The sequence below is a fragment of the Streptococcus oralis subsp. oralis genome (assembly GCF_002096435.1).
In the GTDB taxonomy this organism is placed as follows: Bacteria; Bacillota; Bacilli; order Lactobacillales; family Streptococcaceae; genus Streptococcus; species Streptococcus oralis_AA.
The window spans coordinates 99,071-118,340 of the sequence record NZ_NCUI01000021.1 but is presented as its reverse complement, the minus strand read 5'-3'; the positions used below and the strand labels follow the sequence as shown (position 1 = coordinate 118,340).

At 43.4% G+C, this 19,270-nt stretch carries 16 protein-coding genes, 1 tRNA gene and 1 pseudogene; 4 read left to right on the top strand and 14 right to left on the bottom strand.

The window, feature by feature from the left end; all coding sequences use genetic code 11:
• Nucleotides 1–18 precede the first annotated feature (18 nt).
• The 7 genes and pseudogenes from B7723_RS01300 to B7723_RS01265 all read right to left on the bottom strand — a co-directional run bounded on the left by B7723_RS01300 (nt 19) and on the right by B7723_RS01265 (nt 8,063).
• A tRNA-Glu gene (locus B7723_RS01300) sits at nt 19–90 on the bottom strand.
• Nucleotides 91–206: 116 nt separating this feature from the next.
• A pseudogene (locus B7723_RS01295) lies at nt 207–641 on the bottom strand (cytidine deaminase family protein).
• Nucleotides 642–653: 12 nt separating this feature from the next.
• Nucleotides 654–2,114, bottom strand: coding sequence for a glutamate--tRNA ligase (gltX, locus tag B7723_RS01290; protein WP_084849113.1), 1,461 nt, complete (start codon nt 2,112–2,114; stop codon nt 654–656).
• 127 nt (nt 2,115–2,241) lie between these two features.
• The gene (locus tag B7723_RS01285) at nt 2,242–3,591 is read right to left on the bottom strand and encodes a glucose-6-phosphate isomerase (RefSeq protein WP_000018246.1); all 1,350 of its coding nucleotides are present in this window, start codon (nt 3,589–3,591) and stop codon (nt 2,242–2,244) included.
• Between the two features lie 168 nt (nt 3,592–3,759).
• Nucleotides 3,760–4,449: a gamma-glutamyl-gamma-aminobutyrate hydrolase family protein gene (locus B7723_RS01275; protein WP_000124763.1), complete on the bottom strand. Its 690-nt coding sequence runs from the start codon at nt 4,447–4,449 to the stop codon at nt 3,760–3,762.
• A 139-nt stretch (nt 4,450–4,588) separates the two neighbouring features.
• Nucleotides 4,589–6,355 (bottom strand): ABC transporter ATP-binding protein, encoded by a 1,767-nt coding sequence (locus B7723_RS01270; RefSeq protein WP_084849112.1) that lies wholly within the window; start codon nt 6,353–6,355, stop codon nt 4,589–4,591.
• Nucleotide 6,356: 1 nt separating this feature from the next.
• The gene (locus tag B7723_RS01265) at nt 6,357–8,063 is read right to left on the bottom strand and encodes an ABC transporter ATP-binding protein (RefSeq protein ID WP_084849111.1); all 1,707 of its coding nucleotides are present in this window, start codon (nt 8,061–8,063) and stop codon (nt 6,357–6,359) included.
• A 206-nt stretch (nt 8,064–8,269) separates the two neighbouring features.
• On the opposite strand from B7723_RS01265, the gene B7723_RS01260 reads away from it, so the two are divergent.
• Both B7723_RS01260 and galU read left to right on the top strand, forming a co-directional pair.
• Nucleotides 8,270–9,286: an NAD(P)H-dependent glycerol-3-phosphate dehydrogenase gene (locus tag B7723_RS01260; RefSeq protein WP_033585444.1), complete on the top strand. Its 1,017-nt coding sequence runs from the start codon at nt 8,270–8,272 to the stop codon at nt 9,284–9,286.
• A 21-nt stretch (nt 9,287–9,307) separates the two neighbouring features.
• Entirely contained in the window at nt 9,308–10,207 is a 900-nt protein-coding gene (gene galU / locus B7723_RS01255; protein ID WP_084849110.1) for a UTP--glucose-1-phosphate uridylyltransferase GalU, read from the top strand.
• A gap of 119 nt (nt 10,208–10,326) precedes the next feature.
• Here galU and B7723_RS01250 read toward each other — a convergent pair whose 3' ends face one another.
• From B7723_RS01250 to pbp1b, 6 genes are all read right to left on the bottom strand, one after another.
• On the bottom strand, nt 10,327–11,007 hold the full coding sequence (locus tag B7723_RS01250; protein WP_084849109.1) for a rhomboid family protein: 681 nt from the start codon (nt 11,005–11,007) through the stop codon (nt 10,327–10,329).
• Complete coding sequence (locus B7723_RS01245) at nt 10,991–11,530, bottom strand: 5-formyltetrahydrofolate cyclo-ligase (RefSeq protein WP_084849108.1); 540 nt, start codon at nt 11,528–11,530, stop codon at nt 10,991–10,993. The genes B7723_RS01250 and B7723_RS01245 overlap by 17 nt, the downstream gene beginning before the upstream one ends.
• A gap of 11 nt (nt 11,531–11,541) precedes the next feature.
• Nucleotides 11,542–12,672 (bottom strand): N-acetyldiaminopimelate deacetylase, encoded by a 1,131-nt coding sequence (locus B7723_RS01240; RefSeq protein WP_084849107.1) that lies wholly within the window; start codon nt 12,670–12,672, stop codon nt 11,542–11,544.
• A gap of 69 nt (nt 12,673–12,741) precedes the next feature.
• Complete coding sequence (gene dapD, locus B7723_RS01235; protein WP_084849106.1) at nt 12,742–13,440, bottom strand: 2,3,4,5-tetrahydropyridine-2,6-dicarboxylate N-acetyltransferase; 699 nt, start codon at nt 13,438–13,440, stop codon at nt 12,742–12,744.
• An 84-nt stretch (nt 13,441–13,524) separates the two neighbouring features.
• Nucleotides 13,525–14,436 (bottom strand): DMT family transporter, encoded by a 912-nt coding sequence (locus B7723_RS01230; protein ID WP_025171834.1) that lies wholly within the window; start codon nt 14,434–14,436, stop codon nt 13,525–13,527.
• Nucleotides 14,437–14,513: 77 nt separating this feature from the next.
• Complete coding sequence (gene pbp1b, locus B7723_RS01225) at nt 14,514–17,021, bottom strand: penicillin-binding protein PBP1B (RefSeq protein ID WP_084849105.1); 2,508 nt, start codon at nt 17,019–17,021, stop codon at nt 14,514–14,516.
• 140 nt (nt 17,022–17,161) lie between these two features.
• Between pbp1b and tyrS the strand changes: the two genes are divergently transcribed.
• The gene (tyrS, locus tag B7723_RS01220; RefSeq protein WP_084849104.1) at nt 17,162–18,418 is read left to right on the top strand and encodes a tyrosine--tRNA ligase; all 1,257 of its coding nucleotides are present in this window, start codon (nt 17,162–17,164) and stop codon (nt 18,416–18,418) included.
• A gap of 94 nt (nt 18,419–18,512) precedes the next feature.
• Here the strand turns inward: tyrS and B7723_RS01215 are convergent, their stop codons facing one another.
• The gene (locus B7723_RS01215; protein WP_000957135.1) at nt 18,513–18,827 is read right to left on the bottom strand and encodes a winged helix-turn-helix transcriptional regulator; all 315 of its coding nucleotides are present in this window, start codon (nt 18,825–18,827) and stop codon (nt 18,513–18,515) included.
• 87 nt (nt 18,828–18,914) lie between these two features.
• Here B7723_RS01215 and B7723_RS01210 point away from each other — a divergent pair, with 87 nt between their 5' ends.
• Nucleotides 18,915–19,223, top strand: coding sequence for a YciI family protein (locus B7723_RS01210; RefSeq protein ID WP_000469964.1), 309 nt, complete (start codon nt 18,915–18,917; stop codon nt 19,221–19,223).
• Nucleotides 19,224–19,270: the final 47 nt, after the last annotated feature.

Below are 19,270 nucleotides of genomic sequence, written 5' to 3'. Positions count from 1 at the left end.
TTTAGCCACAATACACCATAGTCCGTACGGGATTCGAACCCGTGTTACCGCCGTGAAAAGGCGGTGTCTTAACCCCTTGACCAACGGACCTTGAGTTTTTCAACTCTTTCTATTATACCTACTTTTTTACCTTTGTCAAGGACTTTTTTCCTCTTTACCGAAATTCTGAAAAGATAGGGGAAAAGAGCCAGTTAAACTGACTCCTTCTATTTATCTTGCCAATTAGTCGCACGTTCCTCTCCCCACCAGTAAGGGATCAATTCGACAACCTTAATTGTTTTTCTTGTTTCGTAGTCCATCATGAACTCTGCTTCTTTATTCTCAGCATTCAATTCTAAGAGAAATTCTCTGCAAGCGCCACAGGGCATACCTGATCCTTCGCCGTAGGGAGGTTTGTCTCGAAAGGCGAGGATTTTCTTAACTTTAGTTTGTCCTGAAAATTGATACATATTGAAGAGAGCTGCTCGTTCTGCACAGAGATGAAAAACGCCACAAGTGCCCTCCATACAAAATCCTGTGAAGATCTGACCATCTTCTGCTTCTACTGCAGCAACAACATGGTTAGCATAAACAAAGTCAGAAACCTAATGGGGATTGTATAAAGTTCGCGCTTCTTCATACATCTTTTCCCAGATATCCATCTGCAGTCCTTTTTATTTAGAAATCTCTTTGAGCATGTTCTCGATATGCTGGATAGATTTTTCACGACCTAATAGGTAAATCGTATCTGGAAGTTCTGGTCCATGCATTTCACCTGAAACGGCAATACGAATCGGCATGAAGAGGTTTTTCCCTTTAATACCTGTTTCTTTTTGAACTGCTTTGATTTGTGGGAAGATGTTTTCTGTTACAAATTCTTCATCTGTCATTGCTTCTAGTTTCGCTTTGAAGGCTTCCAGAACAACCGGAACGGTTTCTCCTGCCATGACCTCGCGCTCAGCGTCTGTCAACTCTGGGAAATCCGAGAAGAAAAGATCTGTCAATGGAACGATTTCATCCACTGATTTCATTTGTGGTTTGTATAGTTCCACCATTTTTTCAGACTTGTCAGTCAAACGCCCTGCTTCTTCTAAGTAAGGTTTAGCCATTTCAAAGATGGTTGTCAAGTCAGCTCTCTTGATGTAGTCATTGCTCATCCAGTCCAGTTTCTTCTGATCAAAGGCAGCTGGTGACTTGCTGAGACGATTTTCATCAAAGAGTTTAATCAATTCCTCACGAGAGAAGATTTCATCTTCGCCACCTGGATTCCAACCAAGAAGGGCGATAAAGTTAAAGACAGCTTCTGGAAGATAGCCTTTCTTACGGTAGTCTTCAATAAATTGAAGGGTATTGGTGTCACGTTTAGACAATTTTTTACCCGTTTCAGAGTTGATGATCAAAGTCATGTGACCGAACTCAGGCGCATCCCAACCAAGAGCTTCATAAACCATGAGTTGTTTTGGTGTATTGGCAATGTGGTCATCTCCACGGATAACATGAGAGATTTGCATATCATGGTCATCGATGACAACAGCAAAGTTGTATGTTGGGTAGCCATCTTTCTTTTGAATCACCCAGTCACCACCGATGTTGCCACCTTCAAACTCGATATCACCTTTGACCATATCATGCCATTTGTAGATACCAGACTCATTGACAGCCAAACGAACAGTTGGGATGATACCAGCCGCTTCACGTTCTGCGATGTAAGCTGCTTTTTCCTCTTCACTCATGCCAAGATATTCATTGATGTAACGTGGTGTTTCACCTGCTGCTTCTTGGCGTTCGCGCTCAGCCGCCAACTCTTCTTCTGTGACGTAAGATTTGTAGGCTTTTCCTTCAGCTAGCAATTGGTCGATGTATTTTTGATAGAGTTCCAAACGCTCTGATTGACGGTAGTTTTCATGAGTTTCTGGGCTTTCATCCCAATCCATACCCAACCAGCGAAGATTTTCAAGCTGAGAACGTTCACCATCCTCAACATGGCGCTTACGGTCTGTATCTTCGATACGAATGATAAAAGTTCCACCATGATGGCGTGCGTAAAGGTAGTTAAACAATGCTGTACGGGCATTTCCGATGTGTAGTAGTCCTGTTGGACTTGGTGCGTAGCGTACGCGGATATCTTTTGACATAGTTTCTCCTATAAAGTCTCTAGGCGTCTGCCTTTTTGCTTTCTATATTATATCACAAGTCTCGCCTGAGTCCAATGTCTACGAATAAAGAGAGTAAAAAGAGTGGGCAAGCCACTCTTTTCTTCTATTATAGACGTGCGTTAAGCTCTTTGCTCAATTCTTCAAATCCAGGTTTTCCAAGAAGGGCAAACATGTTGCGTTTGTAGGCTTCAACACCTGGTTGGTCAAAAGGGTTGATGGCATTCAAGTAACCTGAAAGGGCAATTGCCAATTCGAAGAAGTAGATAGTGTAACCAAGAGTGAAAGCATCTTGCTCTGGAAGAGTCACGTACATGTTTGGCACATCACCGTCAGTGTGGGCAAGAAGAACACCGTCAGTCGCCTTTTTGTTTACAAAGTCAACATCTTTTCCTTGAAGGTAACCAAGTCCATCAAGATCTTCTTCCAAAGTAGGGATAATCACGTTCTTACGTGGTTTGTCAACACGGACAACTGTTTCAAACATGATACGAGTTCCTTCTTGGATAAATTGACCCAATGAGTGCAAGTCTGTTGAGAAGTTAGCTGAAGTTGGGTAGATCCCTTTTTGGTCTTTCCCTTCTGACTCTCCAGCCAATTGTTTCCACCACTCAGAGAAGTATTGAAGGGATGGCTCGTAGTTTACCAAGATTTCAGTAGCGTAGCCTTTACGGTAAAGGATGTTACGAACTGCTGCATATTGGTAAGCTTCGTTTTCAGAGATTTTATCTGAAGTATAGTCTTTACGAGCTGCGTTCGCACCTTCCATAAGGGCTTTGATGTCTGCACCTGACGCAGCGATTGGAAGCAATCCAACTGCTGTCAATACTGAGAAGCGTCCACCGATATCATCTGGAACAACAAATGTTTCCCAACCGTTAGCATCTGCTTCAACCTTAACAGCACCTTTTTGACGGTCAGTTGTTGCGTAGATACGTTTGTTAGCTTCTTCTTGTCCGTATTTCTTAACCAAAAGTTCTTTGAAGACACGGAAAGCGATAGCTGGTTCAGTTGTTGTACCTGATTTAGAAATCACGTTTACTGAGAAGTCTTTGTCAGCTACGTACTCTACCAAGTCAGCAAGGTAAGTAGATGAGATTGAATTTCCAGCGTAAAGGATTTGTGGCGCTTTGCGCTCTTCTTTTGTTTGCAAGTTAGCAAAGTGGTGGTTCAAGAAGTCAATAGCTGCTTTGGCACCAAGGTAAGATCCACCGATACCAATCACAACCAAGACATCGCTATCTGACTTGATTTGCTCAGCAGCTTTCAAGATGCGGTCGAATTCTTCACGGTCGTAGTTTTCAGGAAGGTCCAACCAACCCAAAAAGTCGCTACCAGCACCAGTTCCTTTACGAATCAATTCGTCTGCAGCTGTTACTTGTGCTTGCATGTATTCCACTTCATGTGGGGCAACAAATTTGTCTAAAACTTTTGAATAATCAAATTTAATATGTGACATGATAATCCTCCAAAATTTCTTCTTTTCTATCATAACGCTTACCTTCGATTTTTTCAAGCTTTTTTATTGAATTTGCCCAATTTTTATCAGAATTCAAACGTTTGCGTAAATTTGCTAAAATATAAAAAATCTGAAAGGGCGAATAAAAACGGCTAGAGATTCTAACCGTTACAATTCATTTAATAAATACTCAAATAGTTCTAAATTGCCGTCTTCTTCATTGACCAGAAATTCTGGATGCCACTGCAAGCCGATGATACGATGCTCGTCGATAGACTCAATCGCTTCGATGGTCTGGTCTCTTGGATCAATAGCAGTTACACGGAAATTAGGTGCCAGGTCTTTGATGCTTTGACGATGGACTGAGTTAACCTGACTTTCTTTGCCAAACAACTTAGCCACCACACTCCCTTCTACTGTCTCAATAGTATGAGAGGTCCCAAAAGGCAAGCCTTGCCAGTGACCTTCAATTTCTTGGTAGAGAGTGCCACCAAAAGCAACATTGACCAGCTGAACACCGCGACAGATTGCCATAATTGGTTTATTCTGACGGAGCGCTTCTTTCAGGAGAGCTAGTTCAAACTCATCGCGTACAAGGTTGTAATCATCGCTCTCAATGGTTTTTTTCTCTCCATAAAACTGGGGATGGACATTTTGTCCACCTGTCAAGATGAGTTTGTCAATCATTTCTACATAATCGCGCACAATGGACTCATCCCCTACAGGAATCACTAAAGGGAGACCTCCGACTTGACGAATGCTCTCTGCAAATTTACAGGATACAGATGAGTGGATGTTTTTCCCTTCTGCATCTACAGGACATAGATTTGCAGCAACTCCTACAACCGTTCTAGCCATGATGTGTCTCCTTTCGATTTTCTTGCGACAGTCTTATCTTATCACTCCAACCCTTTCCTGTCTAATATGTTTTTTTAAAGACCGTGATAAGTATTTTTTATGGACAAGAAAAAGCTGCCCAACGAGGACAACTTCTTTTTTATTCGAAGACAAATTGATTGTGATATAGTTCCGAGTAGAAACCGCCGAGTTTGAGCAACTCGTGATGATTTCCACGTTCAATGACCTCCCCATCTTTGAGGACAATAATCTGATCGGCATTGAGGATGGTTTTGAGACGATGGGCAATAACAAAACTGGTTCGTCCTGCTACAACGGCCTCCATGGCATGTTGAATCTTGCTTTCTGTTACGGTATCCACATTGGAAGTCGCTTCATCTAAGATTAGGACTTGGGGATCTGTCATCAAGGTCCGAGCGATGGAAATCAATTGTTTCTGCCCAGTTGAGAAGATGTTTTGCTCATCATCAATAAGGGTATCATACTTGTCAGGCAAGCTTTCAATGTAGTCATGAATATGAGTTGCCTTGGCAGCTGCTTCGACCATTTCCTGACTGGCATCTGGCACACCAAAGCGGATATTGTCTCGGATCGTTCCACTAAACAAGACCGAATCCTGCAGGACAATCCCGACCTTGCTCCGCAAGCTATCCAAGTCGTAGTCACGAATGTCTTTGCCATCAAAGGAAATGCTGCCTGCATCCACATCGTAGAAACGATTGATGAGGTTCATGATGGTCGTTTTCCCTGAACCAGTCGGACCGACAACTGCTATCATCTGCCCCTTAGGAGCTGAAATGCTGACATCTTTCAAAATCGGCTTGTCTGGCACATAAGAGAAATCAATTTGACTGATTTCAACACCTTCTCGCAATTCCGAAAAGGCTGGTGCATTTTGCGGACGAATCTCTTCTTCTGCATCAAACATTTCTTGGATACGATCCGCTCCAGTAAAGGCCAACTGGAGACTCCCCCAACTCGCAGCCACCTGGATAATCGGCTGGTAGTACTGCTGAGAAAATTGGGTAAACATGACAATCAAGCCTAGGGCTGTCGTTGTTTCGATACTTGGATCCTTCAGCAAGACCGCAGAACCTGCAAAAATAACGATGGCCGTATTGACCAAGCTCATCCCATTCATAACTGGAAAGAGGATACCTGAGAACATTCTCCCTTTAAAGGTTGCCTTGCGCACACGCTCATTTTGCTCCACAAAGCCTGCTACGATGTCATCTTGAATTCCTTGTACAATAACAGCTTTCTGTCCAGAAATACTCTCATCCATGTAGGCATTGAGTTTTCCAACCTCTTTTTGTTGGAGATTGGTGTACTTGCGGGCCATTTTCACGATGAAAACCAGCATGAGAAAGGCCACTGGGGTGCTGGCTACTGTTATTAGGGCTAGCGTCACATTTCTTGAAAACATGACAAAAATCAAACCGATGTAAAGAGCAATATTGCTCATGACCTGAACCAGGCTTTCATTGAAGGCCTGAAGGATGTTGTCCAAGTCACTCGTGAAGCGAGAAAGGATATCGCCATCCTGATGGCGGTCAAAGAAAGAAACCGTCAAACGAGAGAGTTTGCCAAAAAGGCCCTTACGCATCTCATTTGTCGACTCAGCAATCACACGGGTCATCAAGGTCATGTAAATCAAACTGGATACCACTAAGGCGAGAACAACCAGAGCTAGATTCAGCATCAGAGCTGATAAACTCTGCCAGGCTAGGTCGGAAGTTCCATTTTGATAAGCCAGAACTAGGTTAGCAAGCTCCGTTACTGCTTGACCTGAAAAAACGGGAAAGAGGGCTTGGGCAATTGTCGCAATCGCAACCATCAGAATCACAATGACAAAGGAGAGCTTGTAGACTTTAAAATAATTCCAGAAAAATCGAACTGTTTTCATTTTATTCCTCCTTTCCCTTTTGTGTTTCGTAGATTTCACGGTAGACGGCATTGCTAGCTACCAAGTCCGCATGCCTTCCTTCTCCAATCAATCGCCCTTGATCCAAGACCAAAATCTTGTCTGCATGGACGACTGAGCTAATCTTTTGAGCGATGATAATGGTTGTCGTCCCTTTCAGATCTTTGTTCAAAGCCTCCTGTACGAGTCTTTCTGACTTGGCATCTAGGGCCGAAGTCGAATCGTCAAAAATCAGGATACGGGGATTGCTGACAATCCCACGGGCAATGGACATCCGTTGCTTTTGTCCACCAGAAAAATTGGTGCCACGTTCTTCGACCTGACTATCAAATTTGTTTTCCATGCGCCCGATAAATTCACTGGCTTGAGCAATCCGTGCTGCACGTTCCATTTCTGACACGCTGGCATTGCCTTTTCCTTGGCGAAGATTATCTGCAATGGTCCCGCTAAAGAGAATAGCACGTTGCAAGACAATGGAAACTGTTTTACGTAAGGTTCCCTCGCTAACGTCTCGAATATCCTTGCCACCAATCTTGATAGATCCCTCCTGTGGATCAAAAAGTCGTGGAATTAACTGAGCTAGGGTGGACTTCCCTGCTCCAGTCGCCCCAACCACACCAACCATCTGACCAGGCGCAATATCAAAGGTTACATTCTTCAGCATAGGCTCATCGTCATTAGGATAGGTGAAGGTCACATTTTCAAAAGAGAGACTTCCTTCTAACTCTTCATCTGGGAGATCTTTAAAGGTCATCGCTGGCTCGGTATCTAGAATTTCGCGAATACGACGCAAGGAAATCATGGCACGGCTGACAGAATTTCCTAAAAATCCAACCATGATGATGGTAAAGATAATCTGGCTGAGATAGTTGATAAAGGAAGCAATCGAGCCCACAACAGATGGATCTGACTGAGCCATGCCTGCCACCAACCAGATAGAGAGAAAGACCGCTCCATAGCCTACTAGCATCATAACAGGTTCTATAACTGAGAAGGCATAACCGATATAAAGATTTTGTCCGAGAAGTTCATCTGAAACCTCGGTAAATTTGTCAAATTGTGCTTTTTCTTGTACAAAGGATTTGACCACGCGCACACCACGTAAATTTTCCTTGGCGATAGCATTAATCCGTTCAAGAAGGGTTTGAAACTTAGCAAATCGTGGCCCCATCATCCCCATCATGATGGCTGTTAGTGCAAAGATTAGGAGCACCATGAGGACAATCACCCACCAAAGTGACGGGAGAGTGTGAACCGCCAAGACAAAGGAACCGATAAAGAGAAGAGGGAGGCGGAAAAGAATTTGAAAAGCCATCATCACCACGTTCTGAATTTGGTTAATATCATTGGTCATACGGACGACAAGGTTACCCGCATTAAACTGCTCGATATTGGCATAAGAAAAAGTCTGGATCTTGCGAAAAGCGTCTTCACGAAGGTCCGAAGACACTCCTTGAGCAATATAGGCTGCAAGCGTTACATTGACCCCACCTGCCACCAGACCGACTAGGGCTACTCCTATCAGCCAAACGCCAATACTATAAATAGCCTCATTTTGACCAGCCAACAAAGCCTCTAACACCTCTTGCAAATAGCGTGGTTGCAAGAGCGAGCTCGCAACCATCAAGCCTGTCATCATCAGGGATGCCAAGGCCTGCCATTTATAGGTTTTTATTTTTTTAATGAGCATATTTCCTCCTAATAAAATAGATAAAGGGAGCGACATCCTGCGTCAGCTCCTTCTCATTCGTTCATATTGATGCTATTCTAGCAAAAAAGAGGCATCTTGTCAAAGAAGTCTCCTTATTATAAATTAGTGCGCTTTCATCTACAGGTGATGCATGAAAAGGCTTTTTATGGTAAAATGAAAGGAAGAACTCTTACAAGGAGGAAAAGATGAAGAAACAAACCATCGCTGTCTTGGGTCCTGGTTCTTGGGGAACTGCCCTTTCGCAGGTCCTAAACGACAATGGACACGAAGTTCGAATTTGGGGAAATATTTCTGACCAAATTGATGAAATCAATAACCAGCATACAAACAAACGCTATTTCAAAGATATCCTACTCGACGAAAAGATCAAAGCTTATCATGACTTGGAAGAAACACTAAAGGATGTGGATGCTGTTTTATTTGTAGTCCCAACAAAAGTAACGAGACTGGTTGCCCAACAAGTAGCAAAGGTGCTCGATCACAAGGTTGTCATCATGCATGCCTCCAAAGGATTGGAACCAGATAGCCACAAACGCCTATCGACTATTCTTGAAGAGGAAATTCCAGTCGATCTCCGTAGTGAAGTCGTCGTTGTTTCAGGACCTAGCCACGCTGAGGAAACTATTGTGCGGGATATTACCTTGATCACTGCAGCGTCTAAAGACCTTGAAACGGCCCAGTACGTCCAAAATCTCTTTAGCAATCACTACTTCCGTCTCTATACTAATACGGATGTTATCGGGGTTGAAACCGCTGGTGCCCTCAAAAACATCATCGCAGTTGGCGCTGGGGCATTACATGGTCTAGGATTTGGCGACAACGCCAAGGCAGCTATCATTGCCCGTGGCTTAGCTGAAATCACCCGTCTAGGGGTCGCTCTTGGAGCTAATCCTCTGACTTATAGCGGTCTTTCTGGAGTTGGTGACTTGATCGTAACGGGGACATCTGTCCACTCTCGTAACTGGAGAGCCGGTGACGCTCTAGGTCGTGGAGAATCCCTCGCAGACATCGAAGCAAACATGGGCATGGTCATCGAAGGCATTTCAACAACTCGAGCAGCTTACGAGCTGGCTCAGGAATTGGGTGTCTACATGCCAATCACACAGGCTATTTACCGAGTCATCTACGAAGGTGTCAATATCAAAGAAGCAATCACTGACATCATGAGCAATGAATTTAAAGCAGAAAACGAATGGTCGTAGACCCTTATAGAAAGGAACATCATGAAACAAAAAGTCAGAAAAGCAGTCATCCCAGCCGCTGGATTGGGAACTCGCTTCCTCCCAGCAACTAAGGCCTTGGCCAAGGAAATGTTGCCAATCGTAGACAAGCCAACTATCCAGTTTATCGTTGAAGAAGCCCTCAAGTCTGGAATCGAAGATATCTTGGTTGTTACAGGTAAGTCAAAACGCTCCATCGAGGACCACTTCGACTCAAACTTTGAATTGGAATACAACCTCAAAGAAAAAGGGAAAATAGATCTTTTGAAGCTAGTTGATGAAACAACTGGCATGCGCCTGCATTTTATCCGCCAAACGCATCCACGTGGTCTCGGCGATGCTGTTTTGCAAGCCAAGGCTTTCGTTGGAAATGAACCTTTTGTCGTTATGCTTGGTGATGACTTGATGGATATCACGGACGAAAAGGCTGTTCCACTTACCAAACAACTCATGGATGACTACGAGCGTACCCACGCGTCTACTATCGCTGTTATGCCAGTCCCTCACGACGAAGTCTCTGCTTACGGGGTTATTGCTCCACAAGGCGAAGGAAAAGACGGCCTTTATAGCGTTGAAACCTTCGTTGAAAAACCTGCGCCAGAGGATGCTCCTAGCGACCTTGCTATCATCGGGCGCTACCTCCTCACTCCTGAAATTTTCCAAATCCTCGAAAACCAAGCTCCAGGTGCAGGAAATGAAATTCAGCTGACAGATGCAATCGACACCCTCAATAAAACACAACGTGTATTTGCTCGTGAGTTCAAAGGGGCTCGTTACGATGTCGGAGACAAGTTTGGCTTTATGAAAACATCCATCGACTATGCTCTCAAACACCCACAAGTCAAGGACGACTTGAAAGACTACCTCATCCAACTTGGGAAAGAGTTAGCTGAGGGGGAATAGAAGAAAAACAAAGCTCTTAAATAAGGGCTTTGTTTTTTTGTTGAAGCTTGCAATAAAAAAGCCATCTTTGCAGATGACTTATTAGCAACCGAATCGGTGCTCGCTTTTAACTATTCCCCCTACACATAGCTCATTCCCTTATAGCAAAGGAAAATGGCTAGTGCGATAAAAAGTACAATTGCTCCGATTCGCTGGCTAGTACTGTACATCCTTCTCTCCCATTTGACTGGGAAGATGACTGCTAGAAAGGCACCGCCTACTGCACCTCCGATATGCCCAGCTAGGCTGATTCCTGGAATCAGAATACTTCCAATGATATTTATCACGAAAAGCGTCAGGTAGGATTGCCCCAACTGCTGAATATAGGGGTTGCGAGTTGCGTAACGCAGGACGATAATCGCAGCAAATAGTCCGTAAAGAGAAGTGGAGGCCCCTGCTGCTACAACTTTCGGTGTAAAAGCAAAAACAAAGAGGTTACCCATCATTCCTGATAGGAGATAGAGAAAGAAAAATTGCTTAGAACCGAAAATCTCCTCCACCTGTCGTCCAAGAAAGTAGAGCGAAATCATATTGACAATAAAATGCTCCCATCCGATATGCACAAATATAGCCGAAAAAAGGCGCCAAATCTGCTCAGGGAACAGGCGAATGATCGGTCCATACATGGCTCCAAACTGAAGCAAGGTATCTGCTCGTTCAAAATTTAAACCTGTAAGAAGCAACATCAAGAGAAATACCAATGCTGTCACTAGGAGGAAGAAGCTAGTCACAGGATAACGTTTATCAAAGATTTCCTTCATCTATTAGCACCTCCTGAACGGGAATATCATGGTTTTCCGAGTTAAACTCCTGAACTTGACAAGGATAGATTGTACTCATGGTATGCCCAGCAAAATGTTCTAGATAGCGGTCGTAGTATCCTCCACCATATCCAATCCGATAGCCCTCTGTTGTAAAAGCTAAGCCCGGAACATGGATTAAATCAATCTGAGACGGATCCACAACTTCCAAGTCTCCTTGCGGTTCCAGTAAACCAAAGGAAGTTTTTACCAACTGCTGCGGATCATAGACCACAAACTCCATGCGCCCCTTGGGATAGGTTTTGGGTATCAAAACCTTCTTGCCGTCCTTCAGCGCCTGCTCAATCAGTTCTTGCGTTTGAAATTCATGCGGAAAGGAGAGATAAGTTGCGATGGTCTTAGCTTTTTGGTAAAAAGGGTGTTGTAAGAAACGCTCAGTTAAAGCTCGATCCATAGCCTGTTTTTGCTCCTGAGATAAAGCCTTCATTTCGTGTAAGACTTGTTTACGTAGTTCTGCTTTCATAGATAATTCCTCTACTCTGCCACCTTCTTTTTCAGGAAACTAGAAACCGCATCTACCCCAATGGCTAAGGCTTCTTCTTTGGGACTCATCTGAGGGTGATGAAGGGCGTAGGGACTATCGATACCTAGCCAGAACATAACGCCATCTACCTTCGAAAGGAGATAACCAAAGTCCTCACCAGTCATAGCCGGCTCGATATCAATCAACTCAATTCCCTCTTTCTCTTCAAAAAAGTCCATCAGTTCACGCGCCAAGGCTGGATTGTTCTCAACAGGGAGGTAGCCCCCTTGTTTGAGTTCGATTTCGACTTCCATCCCAAAAGCTGCCGCGACACCTTCTGCGACTGTCTTGACTCTTTTTTGTACCAAGAGGCTCATGTCCTGAGTCAAGGCGCGAATAGTTCCATGTAAAAATGCTGTGTCTGTAATGACATTGTTGGTTGTTCCAGCTTGGAAAAGGCCAAAGGTCACCACCGCTCCCTCGATTGGATTGACATTGCGGCTAACAACTGACTGTACCTGTGTCACAAAGTAACTAGCAGCCACCAAGGCGTCATTGGCTTCATGCGGAAAAGCTGCGTGTCCTCCTTTTCCTTTGAAACGAACCTTCACCTCACAAGTCCCTGCAAAGAGAGTATGTGTATTGGTCGCAATCTGTCCAACCTTCAGATCCGGACGAACATGGAGACCATAAAACTGGTCTGGCAGCCAGTCCCCAAAAGCACCATCCTCATACATGAGCATGCCACCAGCTTCATTTTCTTCAGCAGGTTGAAACAGAAAAAGCAGATTATTCTTGGGTTGCTCCTCAAGGGCGCGCTCGAGACAGCCTAAGGCAATGGTCATATGAAAATCATGGCCACAAGCATGCATGCGACCTTGGTGTTGAGAAGCGAAAGGCAGTCCTGTTTGTTCGACGATAGGCAGACCATCAATATCTGTTCGCCAACCAATGGTTCGTTCCGGCTGACTTCCCTGCAGGTAGACCAAAATCCCTGTCCGCCAAGTACGAACTTGAACAAAATCCTTGCCCGTAGTCAATTTTTCAATCACATCCAGCAAATAAGCCTGAGTCTTGAATTCTTCCAAGCCAATCTCTGGAATCTGGTGTAAATCTCGTCTAGTCTGAATCAAATCTAACATCTATCGATCCTCCTTTTGATAGAAGAAAGAGGCTGGAAAAAGGGTCCCGCCTCTTTTTTACTTTTACAATTACAAGGTACGAAGCGCATCCTCAAGCGCTGTTTTTTGTTGAGTTTTGGCATCAATCTCTTTGATGATGCGAGCTGGAACACCTGCTACTACCACGTTTTCTGGAACATCTTGGGTAACAATAGCTCCTGCTGCAACAACTGAACCACTACCAATTTGAACTCCTTCGATAACCACTGCATTGGCACCGATAAGAACATTGTCTCCGACACGGACTGGTTCAGCGCTAGCTGGCTCAATCACACCCGCCAAAACTGCACCTGCACCAACGTGACTGTTTTTCCCAACGATAGCACGACCTCCAAGGATGGCACCCATGTCAATCATGGTTCCAGAACCGATTTCAGCACCGATATTGATAACAGCTCCCATCATGATAACAGCATTATCACCAATTTCCACCTGGTCACGTATAATAGCACCTGGCTCGATACGAGCATTGATAGCACGTTTGTCTAGCAAAGGAACTGCAGAATTACGAGCATCTTGCTCGACAACATAATCTTGATTTTCTACTAAACCTTCAAGAAGCGGAGCCACGTCCTTCCAGTCTCCGAATAAAACATTCCCTAGTTTGACAACAGAGCTTGGTACAGCAGTTGCGAGTTCCCCTTCAAAGGTTACTTTGACACTGGTTTTCTTTTCAGCATTGGCGATAAATTGGATAATTTCTTGGGCGTTCATTTTTGTAGCAGTCATAGGTGCCTCCTGGTTCGTTATAATGATACCTATTCTACCAAAAAAGGCCTCAAATTTGAAGCCTCAACTATCAAATAATCATCTTTACTGGGCTTGTTTTGCTTCCTCTACAGATAAAAAAATCATCGGAACGATAATCAACACCATAGCTAAGGTCAAAAAACCATCCATGACCAATCCCAAAAAAAGAACACTTAATAAAGCTGAAGAGAGCGGTTCGCTAGCACTCACCACCGATACAACCAGCGGGGAAACGAGTGACACAGCCTTCATGGATAGGAAGAAGGCAAAAGCAGTTCCAAACACGGCAATCGTCAGACAAATCAGCACACTTACCAAATCCACTTGAAAACTTATCTGATAAATAGGGTAAAGGAAATTACTAAAGAGCCCTGCCAGAATCATTCCCCAACCAACAGTCGGAACAAATCCGTAGCGCCGTGCAAAACGCTGAGGAAGGATAACATTAAACATGACCCCTACTGCACTGAGCAAACCTGTTACTAGAGCCAAAGGTGTCATGGATAACTGGGACAAATCCCCTTTTGTAGCCATCAAAAAAACACCTAGCATGGCAATCAAAACATAGAACACAGCTGTAATTGAAGCCTTCTTCTGGTAAATGATTCGATTGTAAAACAGGATAAAAACAGGGCTGATAAATTGCAAAATGGTCGCCGTCGTCGCATTGGAATACTCAACGCAGAGATAAAAGAAAAATTGCACAGAAAAAATACCTAGAATAGCATAGGCTAAAAAGGGTAGATAATTTTTCTTATCACGCCAGATGTCCAACAAGTGGCTACGCAACTGAAAGGCAGATAGACCTAAAACCAAACTCCCTGCCACTAGTAAACGCATAGAAGTAATCCATCCAGAAGACACTGGATAATGAGTGAAAAAATACTCTCCTAAAATCCCACAAATGCCCCAGATTAGGCCTGAAAGTAGCGAGTATACTGTCCCCTTAACAATCTTTTTCTGATAATGATTCATATTATTATTGTAACACGAAACCAACAAAGAAAAAAGTAGCAACAAGGAGAAATTACTAACCTTGCTACTACTCTTTCTTAACGATTAAATAGACGTGAACGTCCTGAAGAACCACTTTGAGTATTTCCACTCGAACTTGAACTTCCAGAGCTACTGCTTGAACTTGAGCTTGGAGGAGTCACTGCTGGAATGCTTCCTAGAATATTCTTCCATGCGTTCAGATAATCTGCATCGCTTCCTCCAATAGCAAAGCGATAGGTGGTCACTGGGGCACCTTCTTTAGTAGCCCAGTAGCTCGTTACTGTTGATCCAGAAACTTCTATTTCTTTCCCATTGATGGAAACCTTTCCTGGTTTTTGTCCTGTAGATCGGAGAACTTGTGACTTGGTCACACTTGGATCCAGGTTAAAACGCTCATTCCCCCATATTCCAGGTTCAGCTTGTTGGATAGCATTGACCAAGTGGGCCATATAGTTGGCATTGCGGTAGTGTCCTGCTCCTTTGGCTAGTGGTCGGTTGTCATCGTGACCTAACCAGCCACCCAAAGTCAAGCGAGGTGTAGAAAGCATGAGCCACATATTTTCATCTTCATTGGTCGTACCAGTTTTTCCGATCCAGTCAGCACTAGCTAGGGATGGATTGATAGTCGTCAAGTCCGTCTGGAAACTTGAAGTAATCCGAGATGAAATGACATCCCGAAGGAGACTTTGCATGATGGTTGCTGTCGCTTTTGAATAAACCTGGACAGGCTCATCCTTGTGCTCGTATACCACTCGACCATCCGTTGACTCGATCTTAGCAATCATATGTTTCTTATGGTAAACTCCGTTGTTGGCTAGAGTCTGATACCCGTTGGTATGCTGGGCAACTGTAACCTCTATTCCTCCACCCATCGGTAAACTTTCAATCCCATATTCTGGAATTTCGTAACCCATTTTTTCCATATATCCCTTGACATCAACACCCTTCTCTTGAAGCGTACGATACGTCCAGTAGGCTGGGATATTCCATGAGTAGTTAAGGGCTTCTCCCAATGTCATCATGCCCGTACCAGGACTATTGACATACATGATGGGATTCCCATTTGAGAAGTTGGTAGGATAGTTTGATAAGATACTTGCACTCCCCATCAAACCTTGGTCAATAGCGATACCATAGGCCAATATCGGTTTCGTGGTTGAAGCTGGAGAACGCTTAGTGTCAATAGCGTGATTGTTCTGATTTTCTTGATAATTACGACCACCAACAAATCCAAGGATCGCTCCCGTTTGGTTGTCCATGAGGACATTCCCCACCTCAGGCTGGCCTGTCGAATCATCTAGCAGATAGCTGTAGGTCGCAACCGCATTTTGCATCGCAGCATGAACATTTTTATTGATAGTTGTCGTAATTTTATATCCACCATTTTCAATTTCCTTAGCGGCTAAATCACGATAGGATTTCTGAATGGACTCATTCTTTAATTCTTGCGCAGAGACATTATCTCGTTGGACGAGGTAGTCGTACATGCGGTCAGTAGCTTCTGCCAAGGTTGCATAGTAGAGATAGTCACGCGAAGTACCACTGACACTACCTGATGGTAGGAAGTCTTTCTTAAAGTCATAATCTTTGTACTTATCGTAATCTTCCTGACTTAGAGCCCCTGTCCGGTACATGTTGTAGAGGACATCCTTGGCACGCTTAATTCCCAGAACCATGTCCTCATCACTCTTCATACTACCATCAGATTCATAAGGAGAGTAACTGATTGGACTCTGTGGCAACCCTGCGATAAAGGCAGCTTGAGGGACCGTTAAATCCGAAGCATTGACCCCAAAGATTCCTTCTGCAGCCTGCTGGGCACCTGCAATATTTTGACCTTTATGATTGCGACCAAAAGGAGCTATGTTAAGGTAGGTTGTCAAGATCTCATCCTTACCCATAGCCCGTTCTAAAGCTAGAGCATCAATAATCTCTTTAGCCTTACGAGCCAGAGTTGGAGCATCCCCCACCACTTGCTGCTTGATGACCTGCTGCGTCAAGGTCGAACCACCACTAGACGAGCCTAGACCGACAAAGGTTCCCAAGGTCGCACGAATAACGGCCTTAGGCACAACTCCCTTGTGCTCATTGAAATGTTCGTCCTCTGTCGCAACAATAGCTTTCTTAAGATTGTCTGAGATAGCATCTGAAGCGACTGAAGTGCGCAATAAATCGCCCTCGATCGAGGCAATGGTACTGCCGTCAGAATAAGTGATTTCTGAAATAGAGGCAATATCCTTCACTTGCTTGACCAACTCTTCTGCTTGAGGTACCTGAGCCTTGTCAAATAGAGCGACTCCATAACCCATAGCCACACCAGCGCCAAACAGTCCACCGATAAAGCCTAAGATAAAGAGAGTATTAAAGACTATTTTAAACCCACTCAAAACCTTAGCAAAAATAGACCCAGCCTTTCTAACTTTATCAGAAGAGGTCCCCTTTTTACTGGTTTTCTTATTAGCTAGTTTTTCTGCTAGTCTTTTCTTCCATTTTGCAATTCGTTGCATTAGCTGCTGGAAAAAATGCAGCATTTTTGTTTTTAATTCATTAATTCTTTCTTTCATGAATGTCCTCGCTTTCTCTATTATACCATAAAAGGGAAACTTTCAATAAAATAGCCACTTTCTTCCCTATTCCACTAGGCTATTAATCAAGTTTGTGATACAATAGGTAGAAACAATATTTTATAAAGGAGAAAAGACACATGCACATTTTTGATGAGCTAAAAGAGCGTGGTTTGATTTTTCAAACGACTGATGAAGAAGCTTTGCGCAAAGCCCTAGAAGAAGGTCAAGTTTCTTATTATACTGGCTACGATCCAACTGCTGACAGCCTTCACCTAGGTCACCTTGTCGCAATCTTGACTAGTCGTCGTCTGCAACTAGCAGGTCACAAACCTTATGCGCTCGTTGGCGGTGCTACAGGTCTCATCGGAGATCCGTCCTTCAAAGATGCTGAGCGTAGTCTCCAAACAAAAGACACAGTAGAGGGCTGGGTCAAGTCTATCCAAGGACAACTTTCTCGCTTTCTTGACTTTGAAAATGGTGAAAATAAAGCTGTCATGGTCAACAACTACGACTGGTTTGGCAGCATCAGCTTCATTGACTTCCTCCGTGATATCGGAAAATACTTCACTGTCAACTACATGATGAGCAAGGAGTCTGTGAAGAAACGTATTGAAACAGGGATTTCTTACACTGAGTTTGCCTACCAAATCATGCAAGGGTATGACTTCTACGTCCTTAACCAAGAGCACAACGTAACGCTACAAATCGGTGGTTCTGACCAGTGGGGTAATATGACTGCTGGTACCGAATTGCTTCGTCGTAAGGCTGACAAGACTGGTCACGTGATCACTGTTCCACTCATTACAGACGCAACTGGTAAGAAATTTGGTAAATCAGAAGGAAACGCAGTCTGGCTCAATCCTGAAAAGACTTCCCCATACGAAATGTACCAATTCTGGATGAATGTCATGGATGCTGACGCCGTTCGCTTCTTGAAAATCTTTACTTTCTTATCACTAGATGAGATTGAAGACATCCGTAAGCAGTTTGAAGCGGCTCCACATGAACGCTTGGCTCAAAAAGTCCTCGCTCGTGAAGTCGTAACTCTTGTTCACGGAGAAGAAGCCTACAAAGAAGCTCTTAACATCACTGAGCAACTCTTTGCTGGAAACATCAAAAACCTTTCCGTCAAAGAACTCAAACAAGGACTTCGTGGAGTGCCAAACTACCAAGTACAAGCAGACGAAAACCACAATATCGTGGAACTGCTCGTGTCATCTGGTGTGGTGAATTCAAAACGCCAAGCCCGTGAAGATATCCAAAACGGAGCTATCTACGTCAACGGCGACCGTATCCAAGACCTTGACTATGTCTTGAGTGATGCAGATAAGTTAGAAAACGAACTGACTGTTATCCGCCGCGGGAAGAAAAAATACTTTGTTTTGACTTATTAAGAAAGTAAAACCACGAAGTTTCGTATGAACTTCGTGGTTTTCTTATATACTTTTCCCTAGAATTATGTAAGGTCACTCCCCAGCTAAAAAGTTATTACAGCCATTCTTTTCCCCATTGATTTAAGTCCTTTAAAATCGGCATCAGTGATTTACCTTTTTCTGTTAGCTGATATTCTGTATGGAGTGGCATAGTCTCAAAATCAAATTTCTCAACCAATTGGTTCTCTATTAAAACATCTAGTCCACGTGTTAGACTGATAGTTGTAATCCCTTCAACTTCTCTTCTCAATTGATTGAAGCGGACTTTCTTATTCTTGTTTATAACCCATAATATATTCATCCTCCATTTTCCACCAACAACATCTAAAACCCGAGACATACTACAGTTCCAATTTTTATTTGTTAACATTTTTTCTCCTTACAAAAATGTGCCTACTATACAACTTATTTATAAAGTATTATAATCTTTTTATCATTTATTTTAAAGGAGTTATTTATGTTTATTATAAATCTTACCTATATTGAGCCACTTGAGGTAGTTGAAAAACATTTACAAGAACACATAAATTTTCTGAACCATTATTATGCAGAAGGCTTGTTTATTGCATCTGGTAGAAAAAATCCAAGAACTGGAGGAATTATCCTTATGCAAGGTATGAATAAAGAAGTTGTTCAAGAAATCATTAGGCAAGACCCATTCTACAAAAATAAGATTGCCCAATATGATATCATTGAATTTGAGGCAAGTAAATATTGTCCTGAATTGAAAACTTTACTAACCAATCAAGTCGATGGAAATAAATAAATTTGATAAACTAGCGCGATCAAAGAAATCCAATATCGTCAGATTGT